Annotated in this window: 11 protein-coding genes and 1 pseudogene; 6 read left to right on the top strand and 6 right to left on the bottom strand. The window is 66.0% G+C overall.

Annotated elements, in window-relative coordinates:
• Positions 1-101: 101 nt before the first annotated feature.
• Positions 102-1,313, bottom strand: a complete 1,212-nt coding sequence (locus ACZI8R_RS17730) for a cell envelope lipid trafficking protein PgfA (protein WP_463380971.1) — start codon at positions 1,311-1,313, stop codon at positions 102-104.
• Positions 1,314-1,492: 179 nt separating this feature from the next.
• Between ACZI8R_RS17730 and ACZI8R_RS17725 the strand changes: the two are divergent.
• Positions 1,493-2,554: pseudogene (locus ACZI8R_RS17725) on the top strand (acyltransferase family protein); the annotation flags it as partial.
• 20 nt (positions 2,555-2,574) lie between these two features.
• Here the strand turns inward: ACZI8R_RS17725 and ACZI8R_RS17720 are convergent.
• The 3 genes from ACZI8R_RS17720 to ACZI8R_RS17710 all read right to left on the bottom strand — a co-directional run bounded on the left by ACZI8R_RS17720 (position 2,575) and on the right by ACZI8R_RS17710 (position 7,641).
• A complete protein-coding gene (locus ACZI8R_RS17720; protein ID WP_463380970.1) occupies positions 2,575-6,891 on the bottom strand; it encodes an alpha-(1->3)-arabinofuranosyltransferase in 4,317 nt (1,438 codons plus the stop codon).
• Entirely contained in the window at positions 6,872-7,045 is a 174-nt protein-coding gene (locus ACZI8R_RS17715; RefSeq protein WP_463380969.1) for a DUF2613 domain-containing protein, read from the bottom strand. Before ACZI8R_RS17715 ends, ACZI8R_RS17720 begins: the two co-directional genes overlap by 20 nt.
• Positions 7,046-7,173: 128 nt before the next feature.
• Positions 7,174-7,641 (bottom strand): universal stress protein, encoded by a 468-nt coding sequence (locus tag ACZI8R_RS17710; protein WP_463380968.1) that lies wholly within the window; start codon positions 7,639-7,641, stop codon positions 7,174-7,176.
• A 107-nt stretch (positions 7,642-7,748) separates the two neighbouring features.
• On the opposite strand from ACZI8R_RS17710, the gene ACZI8R_RS17705 reads away from it, so the two are divergent.
• The 3 genes from ACZI8R_RS17705 to ACZI8R_RS17695 all read left to right on the top strand — a co-directional run bounded on the left by ACZI8R_RS17705 (position 7,749) and on the right by ACZI8R_RS17695 (position 9,935).
• Complete coding sequence (locus ACZI8R_RS17705; RefSeq protein ID WP_463380967.1) at positions 7,749-8,915, top strand: glycoside hydrolase family 3 N-terminal domain-containing protein; 1,167 nt, start codon at positions 7,749-7,751, stop codon at positions 8,913-8,915.
• 116 nt (positions 8,916-9,031) lie between these two features.
• Positions 9,032-9,244, top strand: coding sequence for a hypothetical protein (locus ACZI8R_RS17700; RefSeq protein WP_463380966.1), 213 nt, complete (start codon positions 9,032-9,034; stop codon positions 9,242-9,244).
• An 88-nt stretch (positions 9,245-9,332) separates the two neighbouring features.
• Positions 9,333-9,935 carry a TetR/AcrR family transcriptional regulator gene (locus ACZI8R_RS17695; protein ID WP_463380965.1) on the top strand — a complete coding sequence of 201 codons (603 nt, stop codon included), beginning with the start codon at positions 9,333-9,335 and terminating at the stop codon, positions 9,933-9,935.
• A gap of 78 nt (positions 9,936-10,013) precedes the next feature.
• Here ACZI8R_RS17695 and ACZI8R_RS17690 read toward each other — a convergent pair whose 3' ends face one another.
• Positions 10,014-10,880, bottom strand: coding sequence for a MaoC/PaaZ C-terminal domain-containing protein (locus tag ACZI8R_RS17690; protein ID WP_463380987.1), 867 nt, complete (start codon positions 10,878-10,880; stop codon positions 10,014-10,016).
• Positions 10,880-12,226, bottom strand: a complete 1,347-nt coding sequence (locus tag ACZI8R_RS17685; RefSeq protein ID WP_463380964.1) for a 3-oxoacyl-ACP reductase — start codon at positions 12,224-12,226, stop codon at positions 10,880-10,882. Before ACZI8R_RS17685 ends, ACZI8R_RS17690 begins: the two co-directional genes overlap by 1 nt.
• 129 nt (positions 12,227-12,355) lie before the next feature.
• On the opposite strand from ACZI8R_RS17685, the gene ACZI8R_RS17680 reads away from it, so the two are divergent.
• Both ACZI8R_RS17680 and ACZI8R_RS17675 read left to right on the top strand, forming a co-directional pair.
• A complete protein-coding gene (locus tag ACZI8R_RS17680; RefSeq protein ID WP_463380963.1) occupies positions 12,356-13,690 on the top strand; it encodes an acetyl-CoA C-acetyltransferase in 1,335 nt (444 codons plus the stop codon).
• Between the two features lie 342 nt (positions 13,691-14,032).
• Positions 14,033-16,189, top strand: coding sequence for a VanW family protein (locus ACZI8R_RS17675; RefSeq protein WP_463380962.1), 2,157 nt, complete (start codon positions 14,033-14,035; stop codon positions 16,187-16,189).
• Positions 16,190-16,193 lie beyond the last annotated feature (4 nt).

Here is a 16,193-nt window from a genome sequence, read left to right as displayed (position 1 = left end):
ACACCGGTTCAACTCGCGGCAACCGGTGTGACATTGGACGACGCCGATGAAACGAGTGAGGCCCCCGGATCGAAATCCGGGGGCCTCACTCGTGTGTGGTTCTACTGCTGCTGGTCGTAACCGCGGCGGGGATCCTGAATCGGAATCTCCTCCGTCTGGTCGCTGTTCCAGTCTCGAATCTGTTCGGTCTGGTCGTTGTCCCAGTCCCGAATCTCTTCGGTCTGGTCCGTGGTCCAGTCGCGCTCCGATGCCGGGGTGGCTGCATAGCCGCTACCCGAACCATCGGGGTAGTCGCCGTCTGCCGGTGCCGGCTCGTTCCCGTTTCCACGGCCGCGGAGTCCCAGCACGAGGCCGGCGATCAATGCGATGACGCCCAGGATTCCGGCGACGATCGGCAGGGTGCGCGCGTAGGTGGACAGCTTGTCCATGTTGTCGCGAGCCTGCTGAGTCTGGAACTCGATGGTCTCCTGGTCGAACGGAAGCTCGACCTTCAGGACATCGACCTCGGGCTTCGCCTTGTTGCGGGCGTAGTACTGGTGAATCTGCTCCTGGCCCTTGACGATCACGCCGGTCTCGGGCTCGACCCACAGGTCGCGCTCGTTGGTGTACCAGCGGGTCATCGTGATGGGCAGGGTGCCGCCCGGAACGCCCCAGGTCTCAGCGGGAAGCTGAAGCTTGTTGCTCGGCGACTTGGTCACCTTGGACAGGTCGACGGGCTCGACGGTCTGATTGAAGTGGTACACCTTCAGCCCGTTGATCTCCGTCTCTTCGACGAAGTTGATGTCCTGGGTGGCTCGCGCGCTCAGATCGAAGTAGGGGTAGTTCTCCTGCTTCGTATCGATCGGGAACTTGTACTGCAAGCCGTCGCGAGAAACCTCCTCGGCAGGCTTGTTCGGCTCGGTCTGGACCGTTCCGACCGGGTCGTTGGTGGGCATTGCGTCCTTGCGGTCGAGCGTGACCTTGTCGACCGTTGCGGACAGGAGCCCGGTGTCACCCTGCTTGTCGGTGCGACGAACCGTCTGGCCGGCCTGAACAGTGACATCGTCATTGTTCGACGGCTCTTCGGTGGTCACGTACCGCTGTGCGACGATCGGCACATTCGTGTCGACCTCGGCGCGACCGGCGAGAAGAGCCTGAGAGTTGAGCACGCTGCCCTTACCCTCGGCGACCGTCGTGACTTCGAGGTCCAACGGTGTCTTCGCCAGCTTCCCCACCGTGAAGGTGGGAACGAGGATGGCGACGGCCAAGAGGAAGGCACCTAGGCCCACCAGAATGCAAGCAAGAATCCGGCTCGGCCCTGAGCGCTCCGCCATGCTGTCTCTCCTAACTCAGTTCGTCGATATCGGGGTATCCCACCGGCAGTAGGGCTGCGCCGATCGCATGGAGCCCACATCGACACCACGTGAGGCAGAACACTAACAGTCTCGGACCGACATTTTCCCCATCCCCCGTCGCTTCCGCCCACATAGCGACGCAAGGCACACTGTCGAGAATGACCAGGATCGCCGCCCCGTCGACCGAATCGACGCCAGTCGTTCGAGGGTTCATCCCCGCTCTCGAAGGGCTGCGCGGCTTGGCGGCGCTGGGTGTTCTGGTTACACACGTCGCCTTTCAGACAGGCGCGACGAACATCACGGTCCTCGGGAGGGTCGTCGGCCGGTTCGATCTCGCGGTGGCGCTCTTCTTCGCGCTTTCCGGGTTTCTGTTGTGGCGATCACATGCGGCGGCGGCGCGGGGATTGGGCACACCTCAGCCGATTCTGCGGTATTGGCTTTCGCGAGCCACTCGAATACTTCCTGCGTATTGGGTGGCCGTGGCGATCGTGCTCACTTTCCTGCCGGAGGCGAATGCCAGCTTCCGGAGTTGGTGGGCGAACCTCGCGCTGGTGCAGGTATTCGTGCCACTCACGCTCACCTCCGGATTGACCCAGATGTGGAGCCTGTCGGTGGAAGTGGCCTTCTATCTGGTGCTCCCGCTGCTGGCCTTGGCGTTGGTGCGCTTGCGTGGGGAGCGCGCCAGACTGCGAATCCCGGTGATTCTTGGAACGGCGATAGTGTGCCTGGCCTGGGCTTTCATCCCGGTCCCCGCATTGGAGGGAACACACCACGACAACTGGTTGCCCGGATATCTGCCGTGGTTCGCGGCGGGAATGCTCCTGGCCGAGTTGGCGGTGAGCGCACCCGGGACCGTGCATCGGCTGGCCGCACACCGGTGGTGGATGCTGGCCGGAGCGTTGTTCGTATTTGCACTGACGGCGACCGACCTTGCCGGACCCGAGGGGCTCGTTCGCCCCGAACCCTGGCAGTTCGGCATCAAGATCGCGCTGGGTGCCGTCATGAGCTTTCTGCTGATGGCTCCGCTGGTTCTCGCCGACTCGGGAACGTCCGTACGCCACCGGCTGCTGGCCAGCCCGCTCGCGCTCGCGATCGGCCGATGGTCCTACGGAATCTTCATCTGGCACCTGCCGATACTGGCGATCATCTTCCCCGTATTCGGTGTCTCTCCGTTCTCCGGCAACTTCCGCTACGTACTTCTGTTGACCGTCGTGCTCAGCATCGCGGTGGCGTCGGCGAGCTACGCCTTGGTGGAGGAACCAGCGCGGCGGGCCGTGAAGCGTCGGCAGAATCGTCCGAGCCTGCCCGAGCGGGCGAGCGGTATCACGGCGAGGCCGACCGATACCAAGGCGACGAGCATCGGGAACTGAACCAGGAACGAATGGCCGACGTACCCACTTCTCGAGCGCCACGGCCCGGTGGACAGCATCGCGATTCCTGCCACCGACGCGGAACCGGCGAGCACCACCAGCATCCGCGCAGCGAACGCGGATCCCTTGATTCGTCCCACTGTCGCGGTGACCGCTGAGAGAAGGACGGTGGTGGCTCCGCCGACCGGACCGGCGACGACGATCGACATCGCGAAAACACCGAGCCAGGCGGCGACTGCACCGTGCCACGCGCGGGCAGGTGCGCCGTGATCGCGGGTACGTCGTCCAGGAATCAGGGCTGCGAGCAGCAGCGGCAGAAGTAATGCGAGGCCACCGAAGATGCCGAGTCGGTACCACCGGTCGGTCGGGTAGTCGAGCGTCACAGTCCCCTCGGTCCCGGCCGGTACCACCCACGCCTGCTGCCATCCGTCCACGACGACGGGCGTCAGTTCTTCTCCGTCGGGGGCGGTAGCCACCCACCCCACATTGGTGCTCTCGGGCACGACCAGCAACTGGTCCTCGTCGCGTGCCTCGACGGTGGCTTCGCGATGATTCTCCGTCCACGCGGTCGTCGATACCTCGGTGTTCACTCCGCCGCCGGGTTCGAGCATCGAGGCGGGGGTGTTCAGTCGCAAGTGGTCGACGAAGAAGGCAGAGGATGGGGACACCACGACGTCCTGACGTCCGTCCGCGAGTGCGACGGGTTCGTCGGTGCCACACGGGGTTGCCGGTACGGGCTTGCCGGACAGTATGTCTCCGACGGTGGCGGTGATGCTGGTGCGTACCTGCTGCCCGGACACCGAAACGACCGGGCCCTCTGCGCACGGAACGTTGACCGTTCGGCCACTCGCCTCCGATTCGGGGAGTACGCCGGAACCGGGAAGCGGTGTGCCGTTCGGGCCGAGCACGCCGACTTCGGCAAGCCCGGTGGGTTGGAGCTGCGGGAGACCGAGCGCGGTGAGATCGAGCTGGTCCTCCGCCGATGTCACGCTCAGGACGACCTTGTCGGTGACGGCAGGCTCGAGCTCGATCGGACCGCTGCCGTCCACCTTGCGAACCTGGGGGCCGTTCCCGAGATCGACGGCGACGCCGGTCGGTGCCGCGGGAAGCTGGCCCTTGCCGAGTGTCAGATCCAGGCCGGTGACCCGCGTCGGCTCCGGCAGGTCGATGGTGAGTGTGGGTTTCGCCCCGGCGCCTCGGGTGGTCGGCTGCGGGGCGGTCCAGGTGGTGCGGGGATCGCCGTCGGTCGCGGCGAACGCGGAGCCGCGAAGGTCGCCGACGTCGCTGCGGCCGTGAGCGGATGGACGATCGGCCGGTGTCAGCAGTTCCTCGAGCGCCTCGCCGTAGCGTGCGCGGACCCACAGTTCCGGTGTGACCGTTGTCGGTTCGGGTACCGACAGGGTGCGGTCGAAGAGCCCGGCCTCTTCCGGCGCGAGAGTGAAGGCATTCGAGCAGCGCACCCGGTTGGGAGAATCGACGCAGCTGGGTCGCCCTGGCAACTCCTGGGCGAGGTCCCAGCCGGTGACCGTGGCATCAGGGGGAGTTTCGGGCAGAACCGTTCGGAACCTGATGGGCACGGGCTGTGGATCGTCTCGGTCGGAGAAGTCCTCGACGGACACTTCGCTGATTCCGAACTGTGTTCCGCCCGAGCCGTCTTCCGTGTGAGTCGCGGTGACGCGCACCCACGGCGTCTCGCCTCCGGGAATGGAGACGACCGTCGGTTCGCCCGGCCGATCGACCTTCACCGAGGTGCTGCCGTTCGGGGTCGTGATCTCCAGCCAGCGCACGGGTGCGCCGATCGCGGCGGGGCTGGTGGTGACGCGCAGCAAGCCGCTGGTGATCGGTTTGTCGAGATCGATCTGCAGCCACTGCCCGAGCGCACGTTCGATGCCGTTGCTGAACCAACCGGTCGCGGGATCTTCGTCGACCGTTGCGGCGGGACGGCTCGCGGGGGAGGTGCCACCGAGTTGGGTCGCGTCGGAAGCGGAACTCGAGACGGTGATCTCGCCGCCTTCCCACTCACCCTGCACGAGCGGCGCGTCCTCGACGGGATAGTCGGGGACGAGGTTGTGGGTACTGCGAGACTGGTCGGGAGTGCGCAGAGCCGAACTGTGGTTGTCCACCTGGCCGAAGTCGGTCTCGCGGTTTCGGGGTGTGTCGGTGACCCGCACCGCGTCCACGGGGAGACCGGCGCGCTCGGCGTCGGAGGCGAGGAGGACGGGGCCCGCGCCGGGCCTCGAGCCACGCTCGTTCAGACGTTGAATCGTCTCGGGCCCACCTTGAATTCGGGGAGTGTCGGCGAGGTTCACGGTGTAGGGGCCGCTCGGTGCGGCCGGCCCCTCGGGCATCGACACTCGGTAGATCTGGATCGCGGGATACTGCGGGCGAAGGTCACCGTCCGAGACGAGGCCCTTCACTTTCCGCGGGCCGATGTCCTCCCCGAACTCGGCGACCTCTTCGATGCCGGGTGAGCCCTCTATTGCCTGGTGCGCCACCATCGGTCGGGTGGATCGCGAAGTCTCGGGATCGAGATCGTTGCGCATCACCAGGTAGTGGATGCCCTGCCCGAGGAGTGTCTGGGCAAGACCGTCGGAGGGCCGGCCGTCCGTGATGAGACGTTGAACCGAATCCATCGCGCGGATGGTTCCCGGCGGCGTCAACGGCACCGCATCACGAACCGCCCACGGGGTACTCGCCAACGCCTGGAGAGGTTCGTCGCGGGTGAGCCCCCAGACCTGACTGCCGAACGGTGCACCCGGAACCACGAGGGCGCGCTCCATATCCGAGCCGTCCGGGCTGTCGCCCGAGGCGTTCTCGTCGAGCCATTGCGCAGCCTGATGCCAGTATTCCGGGACCTCCGGGTACGTCCCGCGTGGCGCGAGCTTCCCGGTCCACGCGAGCGAGGTCGCCAGCGTCAGGGCGACCATCAGGAGACTGGTGACCGCCACCATCGGTTCCCGTTCGGGATGGGCGAGCGCGCTACGCCACCGCGCGAACGGAACGGAGCCGGGCAGCGGAACCTTGGCCAGCATGTGCGCGAGACCGAGGACGAGTGGGATCCGCACGAGCGGTTCGAGCTTGTGCACGTTGCGCAGCGCTGCGCCGCCGGAGTCCAGAAAATGCCGAACCTGCTCCGCGAACGGCGATCCGAGCTCGCCCACGTAGCCGGCCGACAGACCGACGACGCCGACGAACAGGATCAGGGCCAGGCGGCCCCGCGCCGGCATCGCACGCATGCAGAGCCCGGCGATACCGACTGCGGCGATGAGTCCGGTGGCGACGACTGCTGCAGGTTGCGTGACGAGTACGGCGCCCGCGATGCGTTCGGGTGAGACGAACGGGGTCCAGCTGTCGGTTCCACGAAGGATCTCGGCCAGCGAAGTCCACTGCGTAGTGACACCGGCAGATTCGATGTAGTCGAGGAACGGCGGGCTCACCCGTCCCAGCAGCAGCAACGGGATGATCCACCACAGTGTGGCGAGACCGATGAACGGAAACCACCACGCGCTGAACACGAGCCACCGACGATTCGGTCGGTGCGCCACCCACCACAGACCGGCGACGAGGCAGGCGGCACCGGTTGCGACGGCATTGACCGAGCCCATCAGGGCCACTGCCATGGCGGACTGTGCTGCGAGCCGGCGCAGTGATTTCGGACTGTCGTGATCGAGGGCGATGACGACCGGGAGCAGAACCCACGGCGCCAGCATCATCGGCAAGGTTTCCGACGAGATCGAGCCGAGGGTGGTCAGAACTCGCGGAGACAGCGCGAATGCGGCAGCCGCAATGACCCGAGAACTACGGCTACCCACCCCCAAGGCCTCGGCCAGTCGCACCACGCCCCAGAATCCGACGACCAGGAGTAGCGCCCACCACACGCGCTGGGTGATCCAGGCAGGCAGGCCGAGGACATCACCCAGTGCGAAGAACGGACCGTGCGGAAAGAAGTAGCCGTACGCCTGGTTCTGTACCTGCCCCATGGGGGCCTGCGTGCTCCACTGATGTGATGCGCGCGCGAGAAACCCCAGGGGATTTTCGGAGAGGTCGTACTTGGTATCCGCGGCCAGGCGGCCGGGCGACTGGAGAAAAGCTAGAAGAACCGCAACGACGGAAGCGCCGAACAGCCACCGCCGTGACAGTGAACGGGAACTCGGGGAGCCGGCGTCCTCAGCGGGTGCCGTACTCAACCTGGTTCAGGACCGACGAGTCAGCGTTGCCGCTGCGGTCGATCTCGGGGCGAGTGTTGTCCTGTGCTGCGAAGGTGACACCGAGGACGGCCACTACACCGACAACGGCACCGATCGCGGCGCTCGCTGCACCGGGGACAAGGAACTTCGCCATCTGTGATCTCCCACCGTCATGCCGTTGACATGCGCGACCTACGCGCATGGTCCTCGAGTCGAGTTGCTCGGGTCAAGGTATCACTTGTTCGGCTCCGAGCGGTTGTCAGCACCGGGTCCGCCGGGCGCCTATCTGCCGGGCGGCACGATCAATACGGGTCGGTGGCTGTGCCTCAGGACGTGGTCGGCGACGCTGCTCTGTAGTAGAGAGCGCAGTCCGGTGGTGCCGCGAGTGCCCGTCACGATGATGTCCACATCGAGCTCGTCGGCGGTTTCGACGAGTGCCGTCCAGATCGTGGTGGTGCACTCCGCGCAGCGGCCCTCCGCATCGATTCCCGACTGCCGGGCCAGTTCGAGGCCTTCGTCGTTGGTGACCTTGGCATCGGTGAAGGCGACGTCCTCGCCCTCGTCCTCCGGGGCCCACTCGGGTTGCATGACACCGGAGAGTCCGGACATGCGAGCCGCCTGCCGCACCATCGGTTCCCACGCCGTTACGACGACGGCTCGGGTGGACGCGAGGAAGCGTCCTGCGTACTCGACCGCGCGCTTGGAATTGTCGGAACCGTCGTACGCGATGAGCATGAGACCTGCGGACACCACTACCTCCTCGTCAGGGGCTTCGGTTCACCACCAGATTACCAAGCGAAGGTGCGATCGAGAGTGGATCGGCGCCCCGCGCGGGTGACTGGACTACCGTCGTCTCCATGCGATTCAAGTTTGCGTTCGCTCTGGCGGCCTGTGCCGGACTCGTGGCCGGCTGCTCTTCGGACAGCGGGAACACGGCGTCTCCGTCGAGTTCGCCGTCACCGGCGTCTTCGTCGGACACCGTGGCGGGAAGCCCGTCGTCCACAGCGGCGCCCGCACCCGCGTGCGGGCAGGAAGTCCTCGACTCGCTGCCGCTTCGGCGCAAGCTGGCGCAGTTGCTCGACGTCGGCGTGACCGGAACGTCCGACGCACTGCAGGTCGTGCAGAACGAACAGGTCGGCGGAATCTTCGTCGGCAGTTGGACGGAAGACTCGATGCTCGCCAACCGCGAGGTGCAGCAGGTGTCAGCTGCCTCCGAGCTTCCGCTCACCGTCAGTATCGACGAAGAGGGCGGACGCGTGTCGCGCGTGGAGGACCTGCTCGGTGCGGACCCGTCCGCCCGTGAGACGGCACAGACGATGACGGAGGAGCAGACCTATCAGATGGCGCTCGAGCGGGGCCGTGGTCTGAAGGATCTGGGGATCACCGTCAACTTCGCACCGGATGTGGACGTCAGTAGCCAGCCCGACGACTCGGTCATCGGCGACCGCTCCTACTCCGACGACCCGGAGGTGGTCACCCGTTACGCCGATGCCTACGCGCGCGGCATGCGCGATGCCGGTGTGACGCCGGTCTTCAAGCATTTCCCCGGGCACGGCTCGGGGTCCGGTGATTCGCACACGGGCGCCGTGACGACACCGCCGCTCGACCAGCTCCAGGCGAAGGACCTGATTCCGTATCGCACCCTGCTTCCCACCGGCGGTGCAGTGATGCTCGGTCACCTCGATGTTCCCGGGCTGACGCAGCCGGGAATTCCTGCTTCCATCAGTCCGGAAGCCGTGGAACTGCTGCGCAGCGGTGGTTACGGCGGCCCGCCTTACACCGGCCCGATCTACACGGACGACCTCAGTGGCATGAAGGCGATCACCGATCGTTACGACATTCCGCAGGCGGTCGAGACGGCGCTCGCGGCGGGTGTGGACGTCGCGTTGTGGCTGACGGCGGAGGACGTTCCCCGCGTGCTCGATCACCTCGAAAGCGCCGTTGCTTCAGGCAGTTTGCCCCAGGAGCGGGTCGACGAGGCGGTCGTGGCCGTCGCCCGGGCCAAGGGCATCGTCACCTGTTAGTGTGTACCCGCCGACACAGATAAGTCGGCCATGCCGAGATTCGGGGGAAATTCACGATGAATGCGCGTCGATCGATGCTGGCTGTCTGCCTCTTGGGGGCTTCGACCGCGGGGAGTATGGCTTTCGCTGCTCCGGCTTCCGCGGTGACTGCGGCCTGCCCGGAGGGGCATTCGTGCCCGGTCGAGCCCATCGAGTGTCCTGCCGGCTGGGAATTGAACTGGGGCACTCTTGCGGTCGAATGGAAGCAGGAGGCCTACTGCCTGGACCCGAGGGCCGTTGTGACCCCGGAGCGGCAGGCTCAGCGGGAACGCGGCCACGCCGACGTCTAGCGCGACCCCTCGGACATTTCTTCCGGTCTGAACTCCCCAGTACTTACCGTAGAGTAAGATAACGAGTTCTATCAGGTCTGGAGGGCATATGGCTGGCGGCACCAAGAGATTGCCGCGCGCGGTACGTGAGCAGCAGATGCTCGACGCTGCCGTCGACGTGTTCTCCGACCGGGGTTTCCACGAGACATCCATGGACGCGATCGCGGCGAAGGCCGAGATCTCCAAGCCGATGCTCTACCTGTACTACGGATCGAAAGACGAACTGTTCGCCGCCTGCATTCAGCGTGAGGCGCGCCGTTTCGTCGAAGCCCTCGGCCCCGCCGGTGACCCCACGTTGTCGCCGAGGGAGCAGCTCAGGGTCGCCTTGAGCAGTTTCCTGGGCTTCGTGGGTGCGAACCGGAAGTCGTGGATGGTGCTGTACCGCCAGGCGGTCGGGCAGCAGGCCTTCCTTGGACAGGTGCAGTCCAGTCGCGATCGATTTGTCGAGTTGACCGCTCAACTGCTGTCGTCGAGCACCAAGGATCCGGACCAGAAGGAATTCGGTCTCATGGCAACGGCGCTCGTCGGCGCCGGTGAAGCGGTTGCGGACCGGGTGGCCGGTGGTGATGTCGAGGTGGACACCGCCGTCGATCTCCTCGAGTCCCTGGCATGGCGCGGTCTGGCCGGCAAGAAGAAGCCCGAGGTTGCGTGAGGCGTACGCGCCGACCGACCGAAAAGGGGCCTGCTCTTCGAGAAATCGAAGAGCAGGCCCCTTTTTCGTGTTCGGGAGCTACTTCAGCGTCGCCGTGAGGTGCGGGTAGCCCTTCTTCGGGTGCTTGATCGCGAGATCCCACCCTTCGTCGGTGCGATCCGCGTACACGTTCAGCGTTGCAGGCAACAGAATCGGCTTGCCGAAGCGCACGCTGTACGTGACAGCCTCCGGGATGCGCCCCTCCACTGCGCCGAGCACGGTTGCAGCACTCCACATGCCGTGCGCGATGGTGCGCGGGAACCCGAAGGCCTTGGCGCCCAACGTGGACACGTGGATGGGGTTGCGGTCACCCGAGACCGCGGCGTACTTGCCGATGATCGACTGATCGACGCGCTGAGTACGCAGCGGAGGCGGCGGGACCTCTTCCGGCTTGGGCGCCGGGCCGGGCTCGCCGGACAGTGACGTCTTCTGCTGGTTGAGGAACGTGGACGTCTGCCGCCACACGAGCTCCCGTCCGACCCGAATCTCGCTGATCAGATCGACCAGCAGACCCTTGCGGTGTTCACGCAGGTTCTCCGCGTGCACGGCGATGTCGAGCGGCTCGCTGACCGAGACCGGTCGGAACTGCTCGATCACGTTCTCTGCGTGAACGGAACCGATTGCGGCGAAGGGGAAGTCCTTCGCCACCATCAGCTTCATCACGATCGGGAACGTCAACGTGAACGCGTACGTGAGCGGCAGGGTGTCGCCGAACCGCAGTCCGGTTGCCCGAGCGTACGCAGCCAGATTGTCGGGATCGACCCGAAACCCTTCGAGTACCAGGGTTTCCGAAGGCAGGTTGCGGCCACCGCCGGCACCGACGACGGGCAGCGCACTGCGCACTGCGCCCGTGTAGACGTCGAGCGTGCTCGGCTTCTCGGTGAGTTTGACGACCTTACCCACGATCATGCACCCAGCAGGCTCTGGCCGCAGACGCGGACGACCTGGCCGGTGACGGCGTTCGAGGCCGGGCTCGCGAAGTACGAGACGGTCTCGGCGACGTCCACGGTCTCGCCGCCCTGCAGGAGCGAGCTCATGCGGCGTCCGGCCTCACGGGTTGCGAACGGGATCGCAGCGGTCATGGCCGTCTCGATGAAGCCCGGTGCCACGGCGTTGATAGTAATGCTCTTGCCGGCCAGGACGGGTGCCTCGGCGTGTACGACGCCGATGACGCCGGCCTTGGAGGTGCCGTAGTTGGTCTGGCCGCGGTTGCCCGCGATGCCGGCGATGGAGGACACGTCGACGACGCGGCCGCCTTCCTTGAGAGCGCCGGTCGCAACGAGGTGCTCCGTGATCTTCTGCGGTGCGAGGAGATTCACGCCGATGACCATGTCCCAACGCGACTCGTCCATGTTGGCGAGAGTCTTGTCGCGGGTGATGCCGGCGTTGTGGACGATGATGTCCGCGCCGCCGTGACGCTCGAGCACGTGTGCCGACAGAACCTCGGCAGCGTCGGGCGCCGTGACGTCGAGGGCGAGCGACGTGCCGCCGACCTTGTTGGCGGTCTCGGACAGTGCCTCGCCTGCCTGGGGGATGTCTGCGCAGATGACGTGCGCGCCGTCACGCGAGAGAACCTCGGCGATGGTGGCACCGATGCCGCGGGCCGCGCCCGTGACGATGGCGACCTTGCCGTCGAGCGGCTTGTCCCAGCTCGCGGGAGCGGTGGAATCCTCGGCGCCGACGGCGATGACCTGGCCGCTCACGAAGGCGGACTTGGCCGACAGCAGGAATCGCAGCGTCGATTCGAGGCCGGAGACGCCGGCCGAAGCCTTCGGTGAGACGTATACGAGCTGAGCTGTGGCGCCGCGCTTGACCTCTTTGCCGACACTGCGGGTGAAGCCTTCGAGTGCGCGCTGCGCGATGTGCTCGTCGACGCTGGATGTCTCTTCCGGGGTGGTGCCGATGACCACGACGCGGGCGCTGGGCGCCAGGTTGCGGATGACCGGCTGGAAGAACCGGTAGAGCTGGTCGAGTTCTTCGACCTTGCTGATGCCCGTCGCGTCGAAGACCAGGGCGCCGAACTTGTCGTCGTGCGCCTGTGCGGCGGGGTAGTCGGAGAGCATCGCCCGAAGCGGCTCGACGAGACGGCCTTCGCCACCGATCAGCACGGGGCCGGCGAGAGCGGGTTCACCTGCCTTGTAGCGACGCAGCGTCTCCGGTCGGGGAAGGCCGGCCTTGGAAGCGATGAACGCGCCCGGGCCGGATGAGAGGAACTGGGAATAGAGGTCGGGAGCTCCCTTGCTGGATGCCACGGTCCTACCTTCTGTCGTCGTTTGGCGGTCAATCACCGAGCGCTGTTTCCACTGCGGTGTCGACAAGTAACTTACTCCTGAGTAAGAATAGTAGCCAACAGGTAATCGCACCAGACCTTGGAGACGTCAGTGACCAGCAAAGCTCGTACCAACTCGAACTCCGCTCCGGCACCGAAGGCCGGCGGAAAGCAGCAGCGTCCCGTCGCTATCGTCGGCGGCAATCGCATCCCGTTCTCCCGCTCGGACAAGGCGTACGCGCAGGCCTCCAACCAGGACATGCTGACGGCCACCGTCGACGGTCTGGTCAGCCGGTTCAACCTGCAGGGTGAGCAGCTCGGCATGGTGGCGGCCGGTGCAGTCCTCAAGCACAGCCGCGACTTCAACCTCGTTCGCGAGACCGTCCTCGGCAGCGCGCTCAGCCCGTACACCCCCGCTTTCGACATCCAGCAGGCGTGTGGAACGGGCCTGCAGGCGATCACCGCCGTCAGTGACGGCATCGCTGCAGGGCGTTACGACGCTGCCATCGGCGGCGGCGTGGACACCACGTCCGATGCCCCGATCGGTGTCAACGACGATCTCCGCGAATTCCTGCTGTCCCTGAACCGAGCCAAGACCACCGGTGACCGCATCAAGCTGCTCGGTAACGTTCGCGCGTCGATGCTCGGCCTCGAGATCCCGCGTAACGGCGAGCCGCGCACCGGTAAGTCGATGGGCGATCACGCTGCGATCACGGCCAAGGAGTTCGGTGTCGCACGCGAAGCGCAGGACGAGCTGGCAGCGGCGAGCCACAAGAACATGGCAGCCGCTTACGACCGTGGCTTCTTCGACGACCTGATCACCCCGTTCCTGGGCCTCACCCGTGACGACAACCTGCGTCCCGGCTCCACGGTCGAGAAGCTGTCGACCCTGAAGCCGGTGTTCGGCACCAAGCTGGGCGACGCCACGATGACCGCCGGCAACTCCACCCCGCTCACCGACGGCGCTTCGGCCGTCCTGCTGTCGAGCGACGAGTGGGCCGCCGAGCGCAACCTTCCAGTTCTCGCGCACTTCGTGGACTCCGAGACCGCTGCCGTCGACTACGTGCACGGCAAGGACGGTCTGTTGATGGCGCCGACCTACGCGATCCCGCGTCTGCTGAAGCGCAACGGCCTCACCCTGCAGGATTTCGACTACTACGAGATCCACGAAGCCTTCGCGTCTGTGGTTCTCGCCACACTTGCGGCGTTCGAATCGGACGAGTATTGCAAGGAGCGTCTGGGCTTGGACGGCGCGCTCGGCTCCATCGACCGCAGCAAGCTCAACGTCAACGGCTCCTCTCTCGCGGCGGGGCACCCGTTCGCCGCGACGGGTGGCCGTATCGTCGCCTCGCTCGCCAAGATGCTGGCAGAGAAGGGTTCGGGCCGTGGCCTGATCTCCATCTGCGCCGCAGGTGGGCAGGGCGTCACCGCCATCATCGAGCGGTAACAATCTCGCCTTTCCGGCGTTTGCTCGGTCGTCACCGTCACCGAAGTGAACGCCGGAAAGCGACGTGATCGGGGATCCGGCGACGAGGGGTGGTCGGATCCCCGAATCTTTTTCGAAATCTTTTCTCGGGTGATGTAACGCTGAGGGTTTGCTGACGATATCCATGTCAGCCCCGTGTTGCTGCCTGACCCCCGACCTGGCAGCAGCGCGGGGCTCCTTCGTCTCTAAGTAGAATGGCTCGCGACGCGGCCGGGTGTGCGCAATTTTGTGCAACCGACGGACGGCATGGGGGGATGTCGGTCCGAAGGCCCAGCATGACGACACATCAGCGAGAGGCCAACGGTGAACGACCACGAAGGCGACAGCAACGATCGGGAAACCGAGCGGCTGTCACCGAACCCCGACCATCTCATCGGTGCCGATGCGCCGACGGAGGCGGTTCCGCGCAGCACGCCGAATCCTCCGGCCGGCCGTCACAGCGTGCCCGACGAGTCGCCTACCGAGTTCATTCCCGTGGTGCCCCAGGACACGGGCCACATGGCGCCGTACGCGGCGGCCGACGACCACCCGAACAATGCTTCGAACGAGCCCACGGCCGTGTTCGGGCAGAACCAGGCCACGGCCGCTGTGCCGGGTCAGGGAAACTCCGGTGACGAACCGCCCGTTCCGCCCACACAAGGCGGGTCCGGCTCGTCATCTGCATCCGGTGGTCCGTGGAAGAAGGTCGGTCTGGTCGCCGGCGGCGTGTTCGCCGTACTTGCCATCGGATACGTCGCGGATCTCGCCGTGTCCTCGGGAAACATGGCGCGTGGGGCAACCGTGGCGGGCGTGGACATCGGTGGAGAGTCCCGTGCGGATGCCGAAGCCGCGTTGAATTCGGCACTCGACCCGCGACAAGATCAGCCCGTATCGGTGCAGGCCGGAGATGTTTCGGCGCAGATCGTGCCCGCAGACGCCGGTCTTGCCGTCGATTGGGATGCGACGCTCGACCGCGCGGAGAATCAGACGTTGAACCCCTTTGCGCGGGTGGCGTCGTTCTTCACCACCAACGAAGTGGGTGTGGCGTCGACTCGCGACGATCAGGCTCTGAATGCGGCCATCGACGAGTTGCGTCCCCAGACCGACCGGGCAACCCGTGAGGGAAATATCGTCTTCGAGGGCGTCGACCCCGTCGCTGTTTCGCCGAGCCCCGGCCAGAACCTCGACGGCGAGGGCGCCGCCGATGCGCTTGCCGAGGAGTGGTTGCTTGCCGAGACGGTGAACCTGCCCGTCGAAGAAGCACCGGTGAGCGTCACGCAGGAAGCAGTCGACAAGGCCATGGCCGAGGTGGCGATGCCCGCAGCGTCCGCGGATCTCGTCGTGAACGGCCGAGACAACAGCAAGGCGATTCTCCAGCGCGATCAGGTGGGCGCAGTGCTCAGCTTCGCTCCCGACGGCGAGGGTGGCCTCGAGCCCCGATTCGCGAACGATGCGGCCATCGGCATTCTCGCGCCGCAGTTGGTGGGCACCGAGATCCAGCCCAAGGACGCCTCCGTGGAACTCGCGGGTGGAGCGCCTTCCGTGGTGCCTGCGGTTGTCGGTGACCTGGTCGACTGGCCCAAGACCCTCGAGAATCTGCCGGATCTGCTGACTCGTACACATCACACCGATGCGGCATACGGGCCGGTTCCGCCGGCTCTGACGACCGAGGCCGCGCACGGCCTCGGAATCGACGAGGTGATCGGCGAGTTCTCGACCGGGGATTTCTCGGACGCGTCGGGACAGAACATCCGGCTTGCCGCGAGCGAGATCAACGGCGCGCTCATCAAGCCCGGCGACACCTTCTCGCTGAACGGCTACACCGGAACTCGCGGCACCGCCGAGGGATACGTCGAGTCGGGCATCATCAACAACGGACGCCCGGACAAGGCCGTCGGTGGCGGCGTGAGCCAGGTGGCGACAACTCTGTACAACGCCGCGTACTTCGCGGGCATGGAAGACGTCGACCACACCGAGCACAGCTACTACATCTCCAGGTACCCCGAGGCGCGTGAAGCGACGGTGTTCGAGGGCGCCATCGATCTGCAGTTCAAGAACCCGACCAAGACGGGCGTGATGATCCAGGCGATCGGTGGCAGCTCCGAGCTGACGATCCGGATCTGGGGCACCAAGACGGTCGACGTCGACTCGATCACGGGTTCGCGCAGCAACCCGACCCAGCCGGATACGGTCACCCTCCCGGCGGGTGACCACTGCGTGGCGTCGACCGGTGCGCCCGGATTCACCGCGAACGACACCCGGGTGATCACCGACCACAACTCCGGTTCGGAGATCTCTCGCAACACCCGCACGGTCAAGTACGACCCGGTCCCGACCGTGAAGTGCATCGGTGGGGACGAGACCCCGACTGCGGCCCCGAAACCCGAGGCCGACGAGCCCGGTGCTGCCGACGCACCGAAGGACGACAAGCCGACCACATCTGCTCCCGCCCCCAAGGACGACGAGGACGAAGGCGAGTAGGCCG

This window comes from Rhodococcus huquni (assembly GCF_055231055.1).
The sequence above is the reverse complement of the archived record's forward strand: the minus strand, read 5'-3'. Positions and strand labels throughout refer to the sequence as shown.

Bases quoted from the DNA above. Each gene is read 5' to 3' on its own strand.
- ACZI8R_RS17730 (WP_463380971.1), bottom strand. From the start codon at position 1,313: ATGGCGGAGCGCTCAGGGCCGAGCCGGATTCTTGCTTGCATTCTGGTG.
- ACZI8R_RS17715 (WP_463380969.1), bottom strand. From the start codon at position 7,045: ATGGCGAAGTTCCTTGTCCCCGGTGCAGCGAGCGCCGCGATCGGTGCC.
- ACZI8R_RS17705 (WP_463380967.1), top strand. From the start codon at position 7,749: ATGCGATTCAAGTTTGCGTTCGCTCTGGCGGCCTGTGCCGGACTCGTG.
- ACZI8R_RS17700 (WP_463380966.1), top strand. From the start codon at position 9,032: ATGGCTTTCGCTGCTCCGGCTTCCGCGGTGACTGCGGCCTGCCCGGAG.
- ACZI8R_RS17695 (WP_463380965.1), top strand. From the start codon at position 9,333: ATGGCTGGCGGCACCAAGAGATTGCCGCGCGCGGTACGTGAGCAGCAG.